General features: G+C 75.2%; 1 protein-coding gene. It reads right to left on the reverse strand.

Translation table 11 applies throughout. From position 1 onward, the window contains the following. Window positions 1–57: 57 nt before the first annotated feature. The gene (locus ACZ7MX_RS03275) at window positions 58–20,106 is read right to left on the reverse strand and encodes a non-ribosomal peptide synthase/polyketide synthase (protein WP_472128825.1); all 20,049 of its coding nucleotides are present in this window, start codon (window positions 20,104–20,106) and stop codon (window positions 58–60) included. Window positions 20,107–20,114 lie beyond the last annotated feature (8 nt).

Below are 20,114 nucleotides of genomic sequence, written 5' to 3' on the forward strand. Positions count from 1 at the left end.
CTCCTTGGTGGTGAGCTGAGTTGAGGTGGGTTGAAGGATTCTGCCGGTGGGTGCGGTTCAGAGGCTGTTACGGGCGTGCCGGGCTATCTGGTGGAGGGCCTCGGTGAAGTCCTCGGCGACAGCGCGGACGGTGGTCTCCTCGTGGGTGTCGGGGCGGTAGTGCCAGGTGAAGGTGAGGCGGCCGTTCTGGACGGCACCGACCGCCTCCAGGAGGTGGGAGCCGGGGTCTCGGGGGTCGTGGTCCTGGCCGAAGCTGCCGTGTTCGGTGCGGATCAGGCCGCCGCCGGTGTCGCTGCCCGTGCGGCGGGAGTCCCATTGGCCAAGGTAGTTGAAGACGAGTTGGCCGTGTCCGGTGCGCTCCAGGCGTCGTCGGATGTCCGGGGTGCCGTAGGTGCGCAGGGCGCCGAAGCCGAGGCCGTTGCCGGGGACGGTGCGCAGTTGCCGTCGGACCGACTTGACCAGGGCGCGCCAGTCCCGGGTGGGGCCGAGGTCGGCGCGGTCGGGGATGTGCAGGCCGACCGGATGGACGGTGGTGAACCAGCCGACGGTGCGGGAGAGGTCGACGCCGTCCAGGACGTCCTCCCGGCCGTGCCCTTCGAGGTCCACGGAGACCCGGTCCCGGTCGGTCCAGCGGGCCAGGGCGAGGGCGAGGGCGGCGAGCAGGACGTCGTTGATGCGGGTGCGGTAGGCGGTGGGGGCGGCCCGGAGGAGTGCGGTGGTGTCGGGCTCGTCCAGGCTGAGGGTCAGGGTCCTGGTTTCGGCGGCGCCGGCGGGCTCCGGGGTGTGGTCCACGGGGAGCGGGGCGGAGGCCAATGCCTCTTCCCAGTACGGGAGTTCGTGGTCCAGGGCGCCCGCGGCGACGTGTGCGGCGAGGCCGCGTGCCCAGTCGCGGAAGGAGGTGGTGCGGGCGCCGAGCGTGACCGGGTGGCCCTGGGCGGCCTGGTGGTAGGCGGTGTCCAGGTCGTCCAGGAGGATCCGCCAGGACACCGCGTCGATGACGAGGTGGTGGGCCACCAGGAGCAGATAGGCGGGCCGGTCCTGGCCGCCGGTGAAGAGTGCGGCGCGGAGCAGCGGGCCGCGGCCGATGTCGAAGCCGGTGTGCAGGGTGTCGGCGGTGGTGCGGAGGACGGTGTCGGTCCGGTCGGGGGTGAGGCCGGTCAGGTCGTGGTGGGAGAGGAGGCGGTCCGGGGCGGCGGGCGGGGGCGGGTTGTGCTGGTGCCAGCGGCCGTCCTGTTCGGTGAAGCGCAGGCGGAGGGCGTCGTGGTGGGTGAGGAGTGCGGTGAGTGCCGTTTCCAGTGCGGTGGGGTCGGGTGCGCCGTCGAGTTCGAGCAGGGCGGACTGGTTGAAGTGGTGGTGGTTGGCGCGGGGGGTGGTCAGGAACCAGTGCTGGATGGGGGTGAGGGGCAGGTCGCCGGTGACCGGGCCGTCGTCGGTCCGGTCGGGTCCGGTGGTCACCACGGTGGCGAGTTCGGCGACCGTTTGATGGGTGAACAGGTCCTTGGTCGCGAGGTGCAGTCCGGTGCGGCGCAGTCGTGAGACGACCTGCATGCTGAGGATGGAGTCGCCGCCGAGGGCGAAGAAGTTGTCGTCGGCGCCCACGGTGTCGAGGCCGAGGACCTCGGCCCAGATCCGGGCGATGCGGCGTTCGGTGTCCGTGCGCGGAGCGACGTGGTGGGCGGTGGGGACGGTGGACGGGGCGGGTGCGGGAAGGGCCCGGCGGTCGGTCTTGCCGTTGGGGGTCAGCGGCAGCTCCGTCAGCGGGACGAACACCGACGGCACCATGTGGGGCGGGAGGGTGTGGGCGAGGCCGGTGCGCAGTTCCTGGACGTCCAGGGCCTCCGGTGGCCCGTCGGTGGGGACGACGTAGGCGACCAGCCGGCCGGGGGCGGGGGGCTCGGCGCCCGAGGTGCCGCTGGTGCGGACCACGACAGCGGCGTCCCGGACCTGCGGGGCGCGCCGCAGTGCGCTTTCGATCTCGCCGGGTTCGATGCGGTAGCCGCGGACCTTGACCTGGTCGTCGGTGCGTCCGGCGTAGCGCAGTTGGCCGTCGGCGCCCCACCGCACCAGGTCTCCGGTGCGGTACATCCGGCTGCCGGGCGGGCCGTAGGGGTCGGCCGGGAAGCGGGCGGCGGTCAGTCCGGGGCGGGCCAGGTAGCCGCGGGCGAGTCCGGCGCCGGCCACGTACAGCTCGCCGGTGACGCCGACCGGTACGGGGCGCAGGGCGCCGTCCAGGACGTAGACGCGGGTGCCGTCGATGGGGCGGCCGATGGGCGGGGCGCCCGCTCCGGGGGTGAGGGGGCCGGTCCAGGTGGCCACCACGGTGGCTTCGGTGGGGCCGTAGGAGTTGATCATGCGGCGGCCCGGGGCCCAGTGGTCGACGAGGTCGGCCGGGCAGGCCTCGGCGCCGACGATGAGGGTGCGCAGGTCCGGGAGGGCGCGTGCGGTTTCGGGCGGGACGGTGGCGAGTGCGGCGGGCGGGATCAGGGTGTGGGTGATCCGCCGGTCGGCGAGCACCTGGGCGAGCCGGTCGCCGACCAGCGGTCCCTCCTCCCCCGCGATCAGGGTGGCGCCGGCGAGCAGGGAGATGCACAGCTCCAGGACGGAGGCGTCGAAGCTGGGCGAGGCGAACTGGAGGACCCGGTCGCCGGGGTGGACGTCGTAGCGGTCGGCGGCGGCAGCGGCGAAGCCGGCGAGTCCGGTGTGCGTGACGACCACGGCCTTGGGGGTGCCGGTGGAGCCGGAGGTGTAGATGACGTAGGCGGGGTGGTCGGTGGCGAGGGCGGCGAGGCGGTCCGCGTCGGTGGGGGCGGTGGTGGGGCCGTCGGGGCACCACACGTCCGCCGGGTCGTCGAGGACCAGGGCCGCCGCGGAGTCGCGGACCATGAACTCCCGTCGTTCGGCCGGGTAGGCGGGGTCGACGGGCAGGAACGCGCCGCCGGCCTTCGCCACCGCCAGTTGCGCCACGACCATGTCGCATCCGCGTGGCAGCGCCAGCGCGACCAGGCGCTCGGGGCCGACCCCGCGGGAGATCAGCCGGTGGGCGAGGCGGTTGGCGGCGGTGTCCAGCTCGGCGTAGGTCAGCACGCGGTCGCCGTCGGCGACGGCGGGGGCGTCGGGGCGCCGGGTGACCTGCCGGGCGAACAGCTCGGGCAGGGTGGCCGGCGGGACCTGGGGGGCGTCGCCGTGCCGGTCGGTGAGCAGGCGCCGCAGGTCCTCGGCGGGCGCCAGCGGGAGCGCGCCGAGGGGACGTTCGGGATCGTCGGCGAGGGCGGTGAGCAGGGTGGTGAGCTGGTCGGCCATCCGGTGTGCGGTGTCCGCGTCGAACAGGTCGGTGTGGTAGGTGAGCAGCCCGTGCAGGGCGCCGGAATCCGCCTCGGCGAACTCCAGGGTGACGTCGAAGGGCGCCTCTTCCCGCTCGGGCTCGATGTCGCTGACCTGGAGGCCGGGCAGGTCCATCGGTGCGCCCGGGGCGTTCTGCAGCACCACCATGGCCTGGAAGAGCGGGGTGCGGCTGGTGTCGCGGTCCGGCTGGACCTCGTCCACCACCCGCTCGAACGGCACGTCCTGGTGCGCGAAGGCGTCCAGCACGGTGTCGCGGACCTCGGCGAGGAAGTCCGGGAAGGACCGCTCCGGTTCGACGGTGGACCGCAGCACCAGGGTGTTGACGAAGAAGCCGATCAGCCGCTGGGTCTCCGGGCGTTCGCGGCCCGAGGTGACGGTGCCGACGGCGATGTCCCGCTGTCCGGAGAGCCGGGCGAGGAGCGTCTGGACCGCGGCGACGAGGGTCATGAACAGGGTGGTCTGCCGGCTCCGGCCGAACTCGGTGAGCCGGCGGGCGGTTTCCGGCGGCAGGACGAGTCCGGTCGTGGCGCCGTGCCGGGTGCGGACCGGCGGCCGGGGCCGGTCGGTGGGCAGTTGGAGCGGTTCGATGCCGGTCAGCCGCTCCTTCCACCAGCGCAGTTGGTCCTCGGCGGCCGGGCCGGTGAGCGCGGTGCGCTGCCACTGGGCGACGTCGGCGTACTGCACGGGCAGTGGCGGCAGCGTGGCCGGGGTGCCGGTCAGCGCGGCGCGGTAGAGGTGGGCCAGGTCGCCGGTGAGGATCCCGGTCGACCAGCCGTCGGTGACGATGTGGTGCAGGGTCAGGGTCAGGACGTGGTGGTCGTCCGCGAGCCGGATCAGCCCGGCCCGCAGCAGGGGCCCGCGGCGCAGGTCGAAGGGGCGGGTGCGCTCGTCGGCGAGCAGCTGCGCCAGCCGCGCCGGGCGGTCGCCGGGCGGCAGTTCCGTCAGGTCGTGCAGCGGCAGCGGGACGTCCTGCGGCGGGTGGACGATCTGGACGCCCTGGCCGTCGACGGAGTCGAAGGTGGTGCGCAGCGACTCGTGCCGGGCCGCCAGTGCGGTCAGCGCGGCGGCGAGCGCGGTGGTGTCCAGCCGGCCGCGCAGCCGCAGTGCGAGCGGGGTGAGGTACTCGGTGCTCTCCGGCGCGAACGAGTCCAGGAACCACAGGCGTTGCTGGGCGAAGGACTGCGGCAGCGGGGTGTCGCGGCCGACCGGGACCAGGGCGGGGCCCGGCCGGCCGGTGGGCTGTTCGGGCGCGGTGAGCAGGGCGGCGAGGGCGGCCGGGGTCGGGTGGGCGAACACCGCCCGCGGGGTCAGCTCGGTGCCGAACGCCTCGGCCAGCCGCGAGGTGAGCCGGATGCTGAGGATGGAGTCGCCGCCGAGGGCGAAGAAGTCGTCCGTCACGCCGACCTCGGGCACGCCGAGGACGTCGGCCCAGATGGCGGCGGTGCGGCGTTCGGCGTCGGTGCGCGGTGCGACGGCTTCCGCCCGGCCGGTGGCGGCGTCGGGCGCCGGCAGGGCAGCCCGGTCGACCTTGCCGTTGGTGCTCAGCGGCAGGGCATCCAGCGGGACGACGGCGGTGGGCACGAGGTAGTCGGGCAGGGTGCGGCGGGCGTGGGCGTGCAGCGCGTCGGGGTCGAGTCCGTCGTGTCCGACCACGTAGGCGACGAGCTGTTTCGCGCCGGACCGTCCTTCGCGGGCCACCACGGCCACGTCCGCGACGGCCGGGTGGGCGGCGAGGGCGCCCTCGACCTCGCCGGGTTCGACGCGGAAGCCGCGGATCTTGACCTGGTCGTCGGCGCGGCCGAGGAACTCGACGGTGCCGTTGGGGTGCCGTCGGGCGAGGTCGCCGGTGCGGTACATGCGGGCTCCGGGCGGGCCGGACGGGTCGGCGACGAAGCGTTCGGCGGTCGCTCCCGGCCGGCCGAGATAGCCGCGGGCGACGCCCTCGCCGGCCAGGTAGAGCTCGCCGGCCGTGCCGGGCGGTACGGGCCGCAGCCGGGCGTCGAGGACGTGCACCCGCATGTCGTCGAGCGGCCGTCCGATGGGCACCGGGTCGGCTACCGCGGCGGCGTCGGTCATGGCGTGGGCGGTGGCGAAGGTGGTGGTCTCGGTCGGGCCGTAGCCGTCCACGACGGTCAGGCCGGGGCAGGCGTCGAGGACCCGGCGCACGGCCGCGGCCGGGACCACGTCGCCGCCGGTCCACACCTGGCCGAGCCCCGCGAAGCAGTCCGGCGCGTCCTGCGCGAGGAGCCGGAACAGCCCGGCCGTCAGCCACAGCGCGGTCACCTCTCCCCCGCCGGCCAGCCGCCGCAGCAGGGCCGCGTCGACGGCGCCCGGCGGGGCGACCACGATGCGGCCGCCGTTCAGCAGCGGCGCCCAGACCTCGAAGGTGGCGGCGTCGAACGCCACCGGAGAGTGCAGCAGAACCCGCGCGCAGACGGGGCCCTGGAAGCGGCTGTCGGTGGCGAGCGCGGCCACGTCGCGGTGGCGCACGCCGACGGCCTTGGGCTCACCGGTCGATCCGGAGGTGAACATCACGTAGGCGAGGCGGTCGGGGTCGGTGGCCGGTGCCGGCGGTGGGCCGGCCGGGCCGTCGGTGCGGGCGTCGGTCACGTCCCGGTCGGTCAGCTGCACCGTGACCCCCGCCTGCCGGAGCAGGGTGCGGCGGCGCTCCTCGGGGGCGCGGACGTCCACCGGGACGTAGGCGCCGCCGACCTTGAGGACCGCGAGCTGGGCGACGACCAGCGCCACCGAACGCTCCATGAGCAGCGCCACCCGGCCCTCGGCGGGCAGCCCCGCGGCACGCAGACGATGGGCCACCTTGTCCGCCCAGTCGTCGAGTTGACGGTACGTCACCTCCTGTTCGTGGTCGGTGACGGCGAGGGCGTCCGGGGTGCGGCGCACCTGCTCGGCGAAGCCGGCCACCGGTGAACCGGCCGGCGCCTGGCGTGCCGGGGTGTTCCACCGGTGCAGCAGTGCGCGGTCGGCGTCGGTGAGCGGGTCGAGGTCGTCCACGGTGCGGGCGGTGCCGTCGGCGACGGCGGTGAGCAGGGCCCGCAGCCGGTCCGCGGTGCGTTCCACGGTGGTGCGGTCGAACAGCGCCGGGTCGTAGGCGAGGCCGAAGCCGAGGCGGTCGGCGAGGTAGGCGCGCAGGCACAGCGGGAAGGTGGGGGCGTCGTCGGCGCGCACGTCGGTGATGCGGATGCCGGCGCCGGCCGCGGCGGTCTCGTCGAAGGGATAGTTCTCGAAGACCACCATGCTGTCGAACAGCGGCTCTCCCGCGGGCAGTTCGCTCAGTGCCTGGATGCGGGCGAGGGAGACGAAGTCGTAGCGGCGGGAGTCGCTCTGCTGCTCCTGGAGGTCGCGCAGCCAGTCCGGTACGGTCCGGGCGCCGTCGATCCGGGCCCGGGTCGGGACGGTGTTGATGAACATGCCGACCATGGACGCCACACCGGCGAGCTCGGCCGGGCGGCCGGAGACGGTGGTGCCGAACACCACGTCGCGGCGGCCGCCGGAGCGGGCCAGCAGCAGCGCCCAGGCGCCCTGGACGACGGTGTTGACGGTGAGCCCGTGGCGTTTGGCCATGGTGCGCAGCCGGTCGGAGACCTCGGGGGTCAGTTCGACGGCGACGCTGTCGGTCGCCCGGGCGCGGTGCGCCTCGGTGGGCCGCCGGTCGTACGGCAGCGGGGTGCGGGCGGTGCAGCCGGCCAGTGCTTCGGCCCAGTGCCGCTCGGCCTGCTCCTCGTCCTGGTCCGCCAGCCACTGGAGGAAGTCCCGGAACGGGCGGCGGGCCGGCGGGCGGACGGTGGCGCCGCGGGCCGCGGCGGCGTACTGCGCGCACACGTCGGTGAAGATCTGGCCGGTGCTCCACCCGTCGAGCATCAGGTGGTGCGAGGACCACACCAGGACGATCTCGTCGCCGGGGAGCGCGGCCACCGCGATCCGGCTGAGCGGGGCGCGGGTGAGGTCCACGCCGGTGGCGCGTTCCTCGGCGAGCAGCTTCTCCAGCGCCCGGTCGCGTTCGCCGGGCGTCAGCCCCCGCCAGTCGTGGTGGGTGACGGGCAGCACGGCGTGCCGGTGGACGACCTGGACGGGGTGTGGCAGGCCGTGCCAGTGGACGCTGCTGCGCAGGGCCGGGGTGTGGTCGGCGACCCGCTGCCAGGCCGCGGCGAAGGCGTCCGGGTCGGCGATGCCGGCGATCCGGACCGCCATCTGGTCGAAGTAGGCGCCTGCGTCGTCGACGAGTTGGTGGAAGAGCATGCCGGCCTGGAGCGGGGTCAGCGGATGGATGTCCGCCACGTCGCGGCCGTCGCCGGCGAGCAGGTCCACCTGGTGCTGGTCGAGTCCGGCGAGCGGGAAGTCGGAGGGGGTGCGGCCGCCGGTGTCCGGGCGGGCGCAGTGCGCGACGATCTCGGCCAGCGCCGCGAGGGTGTCCTCGGCGAGGCGGCGCACGGTGGACTCGTCGTAGACGGCGGGCGGGTAGGTCCAGCCCAGTTCGAGCCGGCCGTCCTGGACCACGCCGGTCACGTCCAGCAGATAGGCGCGTTCCTCGGCGGGGTCGGTGTCCTGTCCGGCGGGCGGCAGGGCGGCGCGGTAGAGCCCGTCGTCCGCCGGCCGGTCCGCGGCGGCGACGTCCCACCGGCCGTGGTAGTTGAAGCCGATGCGCGGCCGGGGCGCGGCGGGCAGCGGGGCGTCCGGGGCGAGGTGGCGCAGCGCGCCGTAGCTCAGTCCGCGCCGCGGGACGGCCCGCAGTTGTTCCTTGACGGACCGGACGGTGTCGCGCCAGTCGGCGTCCGGGTCGACGGTCAGGGCGAGCGGGAATTCCGCGGTGAACCAGCCGACGGTGCGGGACAGGTCCAGGTCGTCGAAGAGGTCCTCGCGGCCGTGGCCCTCGATGCCGAGGAGGACGGTGTCCCGGCCGCTCCAGCGGCTCAGGGTGCGGCCGAGGGCGCTGAGCAGCACGTCGTTGACCTGGGTGCGGTAGACGTCCGGTACCTGGCGCAGCAGGGCGTCGGTCGCGTCCCGGCCCAGGTGGACGGTCACGGTGGCGGCGGCGCCCTGCGGTTGGGTGTCGGGCCGGTCGACGGGGAGGGTGTGGGGCGTGCCGCAGACCCGGGTCCAGTACGGCAGGTCGCCCGCGAAGGCGCCGGAGCGGGTGTGCCGTTGCAGGCGGTCGGCCCACTGTGTGTAGCCGGTGCTCGCCGGGGGCAGGGCGGCCGGGCGGCCGGCGGAGGTGGTGCGGTAGGCGGCCTCCAGGTCGGCCAGCAGGATGCGCCAGGACACCCCGTCGATCACCAAGTGGTGTGCGGTGAGCAGGAGTTGGGGCGGACGTACGGGGCCGCGGTCGAAGAGGAGGGCGCGCACCACGCGGCCCTCGGTGGGGTCCAGGGAGGTCTGGGCGTCGGTGGCCGCGCGCTGGACGGCGTCCTCCTGCGCGCGGTCGTCGAGGCCGGTCAGGTCGTGGTGCGCGAAGACGTCCCCGGGTGCGGCGGGCAGCACCTCCTGGTGCCAGGTGCCGTCGGTGTGGCGGAACCGGGTGCGCAGTGCCGGGTGGTGGGCGATCAGGGCGTCGACGGCGCGGCGCAGGGCCTCCGGGTCGGTGCCGCGGGCCAGTTCCAGCCGCTGGGTCATCGTGAAGTGCAGCCGGTCGCCGGGCCGGCGGCCGTCGAGGTACCAGCGCTGGATGGGCGTGAGCGGCGCCGGTCCGGCCGGCGGGGCGGCCTCGGCCGGCGGGGCGGCCACCGAGCCGGTGCGCAGGGCGAGTTCGGCGACCGTCTGGTGGCGGAAGACGTCCTTGGAGGTGAGGGCGAGTCCGGCCTGGCGGGCCCGCGAGACGATCTGGATGCTGAGGATCGAGTCGCCGCCGAGGGCGAAGAAGTTGTCCTCGACGCCGATCCGGGGCGTGCCGAGCACCTCGGCCCAGATGCCGGCGAGCAGGGTTTCGGTGGCGGTGCGCGGGGCCACGTACGGGGTGTCGGTGTCCGGCTGGAGCGGGGGTGCGGGCAGGGCGCGCCGGTCGGTCTTGCCGCTGCTGGTCCGGGGCACCCGCGCGAGCGGGACGAAGGCCGCGGGGACCATGTAGTCGGGCAGCGTACGGCGCAGGTGGACGCGGAGTTCGTCGGCGGCGGGCTGCCGGGTGCCGCTCGGCACGACGTAGGCCACCAGCATCGTGCGGCCGGCCTGGGTGCGGGCCGCGACGACGGCGTCGCCCACCTCGGGGTGGTCGAGGAGGGCCGCCTCGACCTCGCCGGGCTCGATGCGGAAGCCGCGGATCTTGACCTGGTCGTCGGTGCGGCCGAGGAATTCCAGGAGTCCGTCGGAGTGCCGACGGGCACGGTCGCCGGTGCGGTACATCCGGGTGCCGGGCGGGCCGAACGGGTCGGCGACGAAGCGCCCGGCGGTCAGACCCGGCCGGCCCCGGTAGCCGCGGGTGACCTGCGCGCCGGCCAGGTACAGCTCACCGGGCACACCGACCGGTACGGGCCGCAGCGCGCCGTCGAGCACGTAGGCGCGCAGGTTGCGGCCGGGCCGTCCGATGACCGGGTGGGTGGCGTGGTCGGTGAAGCGTCCGTAGACGGCGTCGACGGTGCATTCGGTGGGGCCGTAGATGTTGTACGCGGTGACGCCGGGCAGCGCGCGGAGCTGCTGCCAGGCGGCGGTGCCGACGGCCTCGCCGCCGATCAGGACGATCCGGGGGCGGTGGCCGTCGGCGGTGAACAGCCCGGCGGCCAGCAGCTCGTGCAGGAAGGACGGCGTCACGTTGAGGCAGTCCAGGCGGTGGGCGGCGATCTCGGCGACGAACGCGGCCGGGTCGAGCCGTACGTCCTCGTCGATCAGGTGCACCTGCTGTCCGAGGGCCAGCAGCAGCGGGCCCTCCCAGGAGGTGTCGAAGGAGAAGGCGGCGCTCAGCGCGGCGCGCAGCGGGGTGCCGTCGGTGGTGTGCGGGACGACCAGCCCTTCGCGGTGGTCGTGGCAGAGGTTGACGAGCTGGCGGTGTTCGACGGCGACGCCCTTGGGGCGGCCGGTGGAGCCGGAGGTGTAGGTGAGGTAGGCGGTGTGGGCGGGGTACAGCGGGGCGATGCGGTCGGCGTCGGTGGGGTTGTGGGTGGGCTGCCGGTCCAGCGGGGCGTCGCGCAGCGCGTCGGGGGTGAGGACGGTCTGCGGTGCGGCGTCCGCGAGGAGGTACGCCACCCGGTCCGGGGGCAGCTCCGGGTCGACGGACAGCTGGGTGCCGCCGGCCTTGAGGACGGCCAGCAGGGCCACGAACATCTCGGTGGTGCGCGGGAGTTGGACGGCGACCACCCGCTCGGGGCCGACCCCGAGCGAGATGAGGTGGTGGGCCAGCCGGTTGGCGCGGGTGTTGAGCTCCGCGAAGTCGAGGGTGGCGTCCCGCGCCACCAGTGCGGTGGCGTGCGGGGTACGGGCCACCTGGGCCTCGAACAGCTCCGGGAACGTGGCGTCCGGAACGGGCAGCGCGGCGCCCTGCCACTCCTCCAGCACCTGGTGGCGCTCCGCGTCGGACAGCAGCGGCAGAGCGCCCACCGGGCGCCCGGGGTCGTCGGCGACCGCTTCCAGCAGCAGGCGCAGCCGGCCGGTCAGCCGCTCGACGGTGTCCCGGTCGAACAGGTCGGTGTGGTACTCGACGAAGGCGGTGAGGCCGCCGCCGTCCTGCTCGACGAAGTCGAGGCCGAGGTCGAAGGTGGCGTTCCGGACCGGCGGCTGGACCGTCTCGACGTCCAGTCCGGGCAGCTGCGGCGCCCTGCCGCCCAGGTTGTGCAGGGCGACCATGACCTGGAACAGCGGGGTGCGGCTGGTGTCCCGTTCCGGCTGGAGCGCGTCGACGACCCGCTCGAACGGCACGTCCTGGTGGCCGAAGGCGTCCAGCACGGTGCCGCGCACCCGCGAGAGCAGCGCGTCGAACGGCTCCTCGGCGCGCACCCGGCTGCGCAGCACGAGGGTGTTCACGAACATGCCGACCAGGTGCTCCAGTTCGGGGCGTTCGCGGCCGGCGGTCACGGTGCCGACGGCGATGTCCTCCTGGCCGGCCCAGCGGGCGAGGAGGACCTGGCAGGCCGCGAGCAGGGTCATGTAGAGGGTGGCGTCGGCGCGCCGGCCGGTCTCCCGCAGCCGTTCGGTCAGCGCGGCGGGCAGCGAGAACTCCAGCAGTGCGCCGTTCTTGGTGCGCACCGCGGGCCGGGGCCGGTCGGTGGGCAGCTCCAGCGGGGTGATGTCCGCCAACTGCTCGCGCCAGTAGTCGAGTTGCTGCTCGGCGTCGGCGGAGCGGGCGCGTTGCCAGGCGGCGTAGTCGGCGTACTGGACGGGCAGCGGGGGCAGGTCGGGCCAGCGGTCCTGCAGGGCCGCGGCGTACAGCTCGCCCAGGTCCCGGCCGAGGACGGCGGTGGACCAGCCGTCGGTGACGATGTGGTGCAGGGCCAGGGTCAGTACGTGCTCGTCCGCGGCGAGGCGGATCAGCCGGGTGCGCAGCAGCGGCCCGCGGCCCAGGTCGAAGGGGGTGGCGGCCTCGTGGGTGAGCAGTTCGTCGAGGGCGCCCGGGCGCGCGTCGGCCGGTACGGCGGACAGGTCGTGCGTCGGCAGGTCCACCGGGCGGGGCGGGTGGACGTGCTGGCGGGCGCGGCCGTCCTGCTCGGCGAAGGTGGTGCGCAGCGGTTCGTGCCGGGCCACCAGGCCGTCCAGGGCGGTGTGCAGTGCGGCCGCGTCGAGCCGGCCGCGCAGGCGCAGCACGAAGAAGGTGAGGTATTCGGTGCTGCCGGGCTCGAAGTGGTCGAGGAACCACAGGCGTTGCTGGGCGAACGACAGCGGGAGGGCGCTGTCGCGGTCGGCCGGCGGGATCGGGTCGGCCGGTGGCCGGCGGTCCGCGGCCGGGTCGGGCAGTGCGGCGGCCAGGGCGGCCACCGTCGGCCGGGTGAACAGCAGCCGCGGCGAGACGTCCACGCCGAAGGCGGCGCGCAGCCGGGAGGTGACGCGGATGGCGAGGATCGAGTCGCCGCCCAGCGCGAAGAAGCTGTCCTCGACGCCGATCTCGTCGGTGTCCAGGACCTCGGCCCAGACGCCGGCGACCAGCCGTTCCGCCGCGGTGCGCGGGGCGGTGTGCCGCTCGCCGGCGGCGAACCCGTCCGGGCCGGGGGCGGGCAGCGCCCGGTGGTCGAGCTTGCCGTTGACGGTCAGCGGCAGCGCGTCCAGGGCCACATAGGCCGCGGGGACCATATGGGCGGGCAGGGTCCGTTCCAGGTGGGCGCGGAGGGCTGCGGCGGACGGCGGGGCCTGCCGGCCGGTGCCGACGACATGGGCGACCAGCCGCCGTACGCCGGGGGTGTCCTCGCGCACGGAGACCACGGACGCGCCGATCGCGGGGTGGGCGTTCAGCGCGGCCTCGATCTCGCCGGGTTCGATGCGGAAGCCACGGATCTTGACCTGCTGGTCGGCCCGGCCCAGGTACGTGAGCGTGCCGTCGCGCCGCCACCGGACGCGGTCGCCGGTGCGGTACATCCGGGTGCCGGGCGGCCCGAAGGGGTTGGCGACGAACCGTGCGGCGGTCAGGCCGGGGCGGTGGAGATAGCCGCGGGCCAGGCCCTCGCCGGCCACGTACAGTTCGCCGACGGCGCCGGGCGGCACCGGGGCCAGGTCGGCGTCGAGCACATGGAGCCGCAGGTCGGGCAGGCCGGAGCCGATGGCGCTGCCGGTGGCCCCGGTCACCGTGGCGCGGTCGAGCGGTGCGTGGGTGACGTGCACGGTGGTCTCGGTGATGCCGTACATGTTGACCAGGGCCGGGGCGGTGTCCGGGTGCCGCTCGTACCAGTCGGTGAGCCGGCCGAGGTCGAGGGCCTCGCCGCCGAAGATGACGTAGCGGAGATTCAACTCGCGGCCGATTTCGGGGTGTTCGGCGTCGGCGCGCATCAGCGGGTAGAACGCGGAGGGCGTCTGGTTGAGCACGGTGACCCGCTCGTCCGCCAGCAGGCGGAGGAGGTCCGCCGGGGACCGGGCGATGTCGTGCGGGACGACGACCAGGCGTCCGCCGTGCAGCAGGGCGCCCCAGATCTCCCACACGGAGAAGTCGAAGGCGTAGGAGTGGAACAGGGTCCACACGTCGTGCGCGTCGAAGCCGAACCGGTCGCGGGTGGTGGAGAACAGCCGCACCACGTTGGCGTGCGGGACGACCACGCCCTTGGGCCGGCCGGTGGAGCCCGAGGTGTAGATGACGTAGGCGGGGCTCTCCGGCAGCGGGCGGTGCTCCGGCGCGAGGCCGGTGGCGGGGCGCCGGGCCAGGTCGGCGCGGACCTCGGGGTCGTCGAGGAGGAGGCGCGGCACGGCGTTGCCGCCCAGCCGCCCGGCGACCGCGGTGGTGGTGACCAGCAGGGCGGGGGTGGCGTCGGCGAGCAGGTGGGCGATGCGGTCGCCGGGAAGGTCCGGGTCGACGGGTACGTAGGCCGCGCCGGTCTTGAGCACCGCCACGAGCGCCACGAGCAGGTCCGTCGAGCGGGGCAGGGCGAGCGCCACGAAGCGCTCGGGGCCGGCTCCGGACGCGGCCAGCCGGTGCGCCAACCGCTGGGCCTGGTCGTTGAGTTGGAGGTAACTGAGGGTGTCGCCCGAGCAGGTCACGGCGGGGGCGTCGGGGGTGCGTGCCGCCTGGGCCTCGAACAGGTCGACCAGCGTCCGGTCGGGCCGGCCGTGCGCGGAGCCGTTCCAGTCCACCAGCATCCGCCGGCGTTCCTCGGCGGTCGTCCAGGCCAGGTCGCGCAGCGGCCGTTCGGGGTCGGCGGCGATCTCGTCGAGCAGCAGGCACAGCCGGTCGGCGAGGGAGCGGACGGTGTCCTCGTCGAAGAGGGCGGGGTCGTAGGCGAGGTCGAAGCCGAGGCGGTCGCCGTGGTGGGCGCGGAGCACCAGCGGGAAGTTGGTGGCGTCCAGGGAGGAGACGTCCAGGATGCGCACGCCGGCGCCGGAGGTCCGGGCCTCGTCGAAGGGGTAGTTCTCGAAGGCGACCATGCTGTCGAAGAGGGCGGTGCCGGCCGGTACGTCGCTGAGCGAGGTCAGCTGGGCCAGCGAGACCGTCTCGAAGCGGCGGGACTCGGACTGGGCGTCCTGGAGGTCCCGCAGCCAGTCGGCGGCCGTGCGGTGTCCTTCGACGCGTACCCGGGTGGGCAGGGTGTTGATGAACATGCCCACCATGGCTTCGACGCCGGGCAGTTCGTCGGGGCGGCCGGAGACGGTGGTGCCGAACACCACGTCCGGCTCCCCGCTGTAGCGCGCCAGCAGCAGGGCCCAGGCGCCCTGCACCACGGTGTTGAGGGTCAGGCCGCTGCGCCGGGCGGCGTCCTCCAGCGCGCGGGACCGCTCGGGGGTCAGTCCGGCGGCCAGGACGTCGGCGGAGCGGGCGCGGTGGGCCTCGCGCGGCGGGCGGTCGCAGGGCAGCGGGGTCGGGGTGGCGAAGCCGGCGAGGACCGTGCGCCAGTGCTCCTCGGCGGCGCGGCCGTCGCGGGTGGCGAGCCAACGGACGTGGTCGGCGAAGGGGCGGCGGACCGGCGGTGTGGTGTCCCGGCCGGTGGTGAGGGCGGCATACTCCTCGCACACCTCGGTCAGCACCTGCGCCAGGCTCCAGCCGTCCAGGATCAGATGGTGCGAGGTCCACAGCAGCCGCAATTGCCCGCCGGGCAGCCGGATGAGGGTGAGGCGCATCAGCGGTGCGGTGCCGAGATCGAGGCCCTGCGCCAGGTCGTCGGCGCGGAGGCGGGCCAGCCGGTCCGTGCGGGTGGCGTCGTCAAGGTCGCGCCAGTCCAGGTGGACGACCGGCACGGTGGCCCGGCGGTGCACGATCTGGAGCGGTGCCGGTACGCCGTCCCAGACGACGGAGGTGCGCAGGACGGGGGTCCGGTCGGCCACCCGCTGCCAGGCCCGGGCGAAGGTCTCCGGTTCGGTCACCCCGTCGAGGAGCAGGGCGGCCTGGTCGAGGTAGACGTCACCACCGCCGCCCGCCCCGTCGTCCCCGCCGATGAGGCGGTGGAAGAGCATGCCCTCCTGGAGGGGCGTCAGGGGGTAGAGGTCTTCGATGTCGCGGCCGTCGCCGATGAGGCGGTCGAGGCCGGCCTGGTCCAGTCCGGCGAGGGGGAAGTCGGACGGGGTGCGGCCGCCGGCCTCGGGCCGGGCGCAGTGGGCGACGATCCCGGCCAGGGCGCGGACCGTGCCGTCGGCCAGCTCGCGGACCGTGTGTTCGTGGTGCACCTGGTCGCTGTAGTGCCAGGTCAGTTCCAGCACGCCGTCGGCCACTACGGCGGAGACGTCCAGCAGGTGGTCGAGCCGCGCGTCGGCGGCCAGGTCGCGGCCGGGGGCCGGGCCGGCGGGCGCGAAGTCGGCGTCCTGCGGGGCCTCCCACTGGCCGTGGTAGGTGAAGCAGACCTCGGGCAGCGGCCGGTCGCGCAGGGCGCGGGCGGCCGGGTCGGGTGAGCCGAGGCGGGCCAGCGCCTCGTAGCCGAGGCCGCGGCGCGGGACGGCCCGCAGCTGTTCCTTGACCGCCTTGAGCGTGCCGCCCCAGTCCGGGTCGGCCGCCGGTCCGGCCGGGGTGAGGGTGACCGGGTACTGGGTGGTGAACCAGCCGACGGTCCGGGACAGGTCGGGGGCGTCGGCGGCGGCCGGGTCGCCCTCGGCAGGGAGGTCCTCGCGGCCGTGGCCCTCCAGTGCCACCGTCACCCGGTCGGTGCCCGTCCAGTCGGCGAGGACCCGGCCCAGTGCGCTCAGCAGGACGTCGTTGACCTGGGTGCGGTACACGCCGGGGACCCGGCGGAGCAGGGCCTCGGTGGTGTCGCGGTCGAGGCGGGCACGCACGGTGCGGATCGACCCCGCGACCGGGGTGCCGGCGCGGTCCACCGGCAGCGGGGTGCGGGGTACGGCGGTCTGCGCGCTCCAGTAGGCGAGGTCGTCGTCGAGGCCGCCGTTCCGGACATGGTGGACGAGGGTGGCCGCCCAGGTGGTGAACGGCGTGCCGGTGGGCTCCAGTTGGACCTGCTGGCCGGCGGCGGCCTGGCGGTACGCGGTTTCCAGGTCGGCGAGGAGGATGCGCCAGGAGACGCTGTCGACGGCCAGGTGATGGGCCGTCAGGAACAGCTGGGGGCGCTCGTCCGGGCCGGGCAGGAACAGGGCGGCGCGCAGCAGGGTGCCGGCGGCCGGGTCCAGGGCGGCGCGGGCGGCGTCGGCCGCCTCGGTGCGGGCGGTGTCCCGGGCGGTGCCGCTGGTGCCGGACAGGTCGTGGCAGGTCAGCAGGCCGGGTGCCACGGGGGCTCCGGGGTGCTGGCGCCAGGTGTCGCCGGTGCGGACGAAGCGGGTGCGCAGCGCGGGGTGGTGTGCGGCGAGGGCGTGCAGGGCCTGTTCCAGGGCGGCCCGGTCGAGGTCGCGCGGCAGGTCGAGCAGCATCGACATGGTGAAGTGCCGCTGCGGCCCGTGGGTGGCGAAGAACCACTCCTGGATGGGGGTGAGCGGGGCCGGGCCGGCGTCGTGCTGCGGCCGGGGCGCGGTGGCCGGGGCGGTGCGCGGGGTGACCGCGGCGGCGAGGTCGGCGACGGTCTGGTGCCGGAAGACGTCCCGGGAGGTCAGCTGCCAGCCGGCGGCGCGGGCCCGGGAGACCGCCTGGATGCTGAGGATCGAGTCGCCACCCAGCTCGAAGAAGTTGTCCGTCACGCCCACCCGGGCGAGGCCGAGGACCTCGGACCAGATGGCGGCCAGCTCGCGCTCGGCCGGGGTGCGCGGTGCGACGAACTCCCGCTCGCGCGGGGCCGCGTCGAGGTCGGGGGCGGGCAGGGCGCGCCGGTCCAGTTTGCCGCTGCTGTTGAGCGGCAGGGCGTCGAGGACGACGAAGGCGGCGGGCACCAGGTGGCGGGGCAGGGTGCGGGCGAGGGCGTCGCGCAGGGCGGACGGGGTGGGCCGTCCGGTGGCCGAGGGCGCCACGTAGGCGGCCAGTCGGGCGTGGCCCTGGCCGGTGTCGACGGCGAGGACGGCCGCCTCGGCGACGTCCGGCAGGGCCAGCAGGGCCGCCTCGATCTCACCGGGTTCGATGCGGTGGCCGCGGATCTTGACCTGGTCGTCGGCGCGGCCGAGGTAGTCGATCCGTCCGTCGGCCGTCCAGCGGGCGAGGTCGCCGGTGCGGTACATCCGGCTGCCGGGCGGCCCGTAGGGGTCGGCGGTGAAGCGGGCGGCGGTCAGGCCGGGGCGGTGCAGATAGCCGCGGGCGACCTGGGCGCCCGCGAGGTACAGCTCGCCGCCGACGCCGGGCGGTACCGGCTGCAGCCGGTCGTCGAGGACGTAGGCGCGCACGTTGGCGAGCGGCCGGCCCACCACGGGGCGTCCGGCGCCGGTGATGCGGCCGGCCAGTGCGTCGACGGTGCACTCGGTGGGGCCGTAGAAGTTGTACGCGGCGGTGTCGGGCAGCGCGGCCAGCTCCCGCCACAGCGCGGGGCCGACGGCCTCGCCGCCGAGCATCAGCACCCGGGGCCGGTGGCGGGGGTCGCCGAGCAGTCCTGCGGGCAGCAGTTGCCGCAGGTAGGAGGGGGTGAGGTCGAGGAAGTCGAGGCGATGGGTGACGACGTACTCGACCAGCGCGGCCGGGTCGAGCCGGGTGGTCTCGTCGACGAGGTGCAGTTGATGGCCGTCGGCCATCAGCAGGACGCCCTCCAGCGAGGTGTCGAAGGAGAACGACGCGGTCAGGGCGACCCGCAGCGGTCCGCCGCCGGCCTCGGCGACGAAGCCGTGCCGGTGGGCGGCCAGCAGGTTCATCAGGGACCGGTGCTCGACGGCGACGCCCTTGGGGCGGCCGGTCGAGCCGGAGGTGTAGATGACGTAGGCGGTGTGGCCGGGGTGCAGCGGGGTGCGGCGGTCGGCGTCGGTGGGGTTCGTCGCCGGCATGTCGCCGGGTACCGCGCGCAGCGCGGGCTCGTCGAGCACCAGCATCGGCCGGGCGTCGGCGAGCAGGAACTCCACGCGTTCGGTGGGCAGTTCGGGGTCGATGGGCAGGTAGCCGGCGCCGGACTTGAGGACGGCGAGGAGGGCCACGATCATGTCCGCGGTGCGCGGCAGCCGCAGCGCGACGAGCCGTTCGGGGCCGGCGCCCCGGCGGATGAGGTGGTGGGCGAGCCGGTTGGCGCGGGCGTTGAGTTCGGCGTAGTCCAGGGTGGTGCCGCCGGCGACCAGTGCCGTGTGGTGCGGGGTGCGGGCGGCCCGGTCCTCGAAGACGCCGGGGTAGGTGGCGGGGGCGACGGGCAGGGCGGTGTCGTTCCACTCGGTGGTCAGCCGCCGCCGGTCGTCCGCGGCGAGCAGCGGCAGCTCGCCCAGCGGCCGGTCGGGTTCGGCGGCCACCCCGTCGAGCAGCAGGACCAGTTGCTCGGCCATCCGCGTCACGGTCGGGGCGTCGAAGAGGTCGGTGCGGTACTCCAGCAGTCCGGTCAGGCCGTCCCCGTCGGGCACGAATTCCACGCTGAGGTCGAAGGTCGCCGAGCGGCGGGGCACGGTGACGTTCTCGGCGGTCAGTCCGCGCAGGCCGGCGGCTGCGGGCGGGGCGGGGTGGAGCAGGACCATGACGTCGAAGAGCGGGTTGCGGCCGGCTTCCCGGGTCGTGCCGACCGCCTCCACCAGCCGTTCGAAGGGGGTGTCGTCGTGCGCGAAGGCGTCGAGGACGGTGGCGGCCGCGGTGTCCAGCAGGTCGCGGTAGGGGCGGGCGGTGTCGACGGGGCAGCGCAGCACGACCGTGTTGACGAAGAAGCCGACCGCGCGCTCCAGTTCGGTGCGGCCGCGCCCGGGGGTCAGGGATCCGAGGGTGATGTCGTCCTGGCCGGACCAGCGGGCGAACAGCGCCTGGCAGCCGGCGATCAGCGCGGTGAAGAGGGTGGTGTGCTGGTCGGCCGCCACCTTCCTGAGGCGGGCCGTGGTCCGTGCCGGGACGTGGAAGGTGTGCACCGCGCCGCCGGCCGGTTCCGCCCCGTCGCGGGGGTGGTCGAGCGGCAGATCCAGCGGTACCGCTCCGTCCAGTTGCTTGGTCCAGTAGGACAGCTGCTCCTGGAGCAGGGCGCCGGACAGCCGGCCGCGCTGCCACACGGCGAAGTCGGGGTACTGCGTCGCCACCGGCGCCAGGGCGGGCGGCTCCCCCGCGGCGAAGGCGTCGTGCAGCGTGCAGAGTTCCTCCAGCAGCACGCCCATCGACCAGCCGTCGGTGACGATGTGGTGCGCGGTGAGCAGCAGGACGTGCTGGTCGGCGGCGGTGCGTATCAGCAGGGCGCGCAGGAGCGGCCCGGTGCGCAGGTCGAACGGGCGGGAGTACTCGGCGAGCAGCAGCGCGTCGAGCGCCGTCTCCGCGCCATCCCCGGACGCGCGGTCCGGCTCGTCCGCGAGGTCCCGCAGCGGCAGCGGCACCGGGGCCGGAGGCTGCACGGTCTGTACGGGCCGGCCGTCGTGGTCGTCGAACGTGGTGCGCAGTGCCTCGTGGCGTTCGACCACGGCGTCCAGCGCCCGGGAGAGCGCGGCCCGGTCCAGGCCGCCGGTGAGCCGCAGCGCGACCGCGCTGTTGTAGCGGGCGTCGCCGGGCCGCAGCTGGTCGAGGAACCACAGCCGCTGCTGGGCGAAGGACAGCGGCAGCGGCCCGGACCGGTCCGCGCGGGGGATCGCGGGCCGGGCGCCGGCCGCCGGGCCGCCGGCCTTGCCGGCGAGACGACGGCGCAGGGCTTCCTGGAGGTCCTGCGGCAGGGCCGCGGCGCGGCCTTCCTTCGAAGACGTCATGTCGTCGG

Source organism: Streptomyces sp. NPDC107765, assembly GCF_055657085.1.

What these genes read in the sequence shown, in the direction of transcription:
- ACZ7MX_RS03275 (WP_472128825.1), bottom strand. Translation starts at nt 20,106, where the DNA reads ATGACGTCTTCGAAGGAAGGCCGCGCCGCGGCCCTGCCGCAGGACCTC.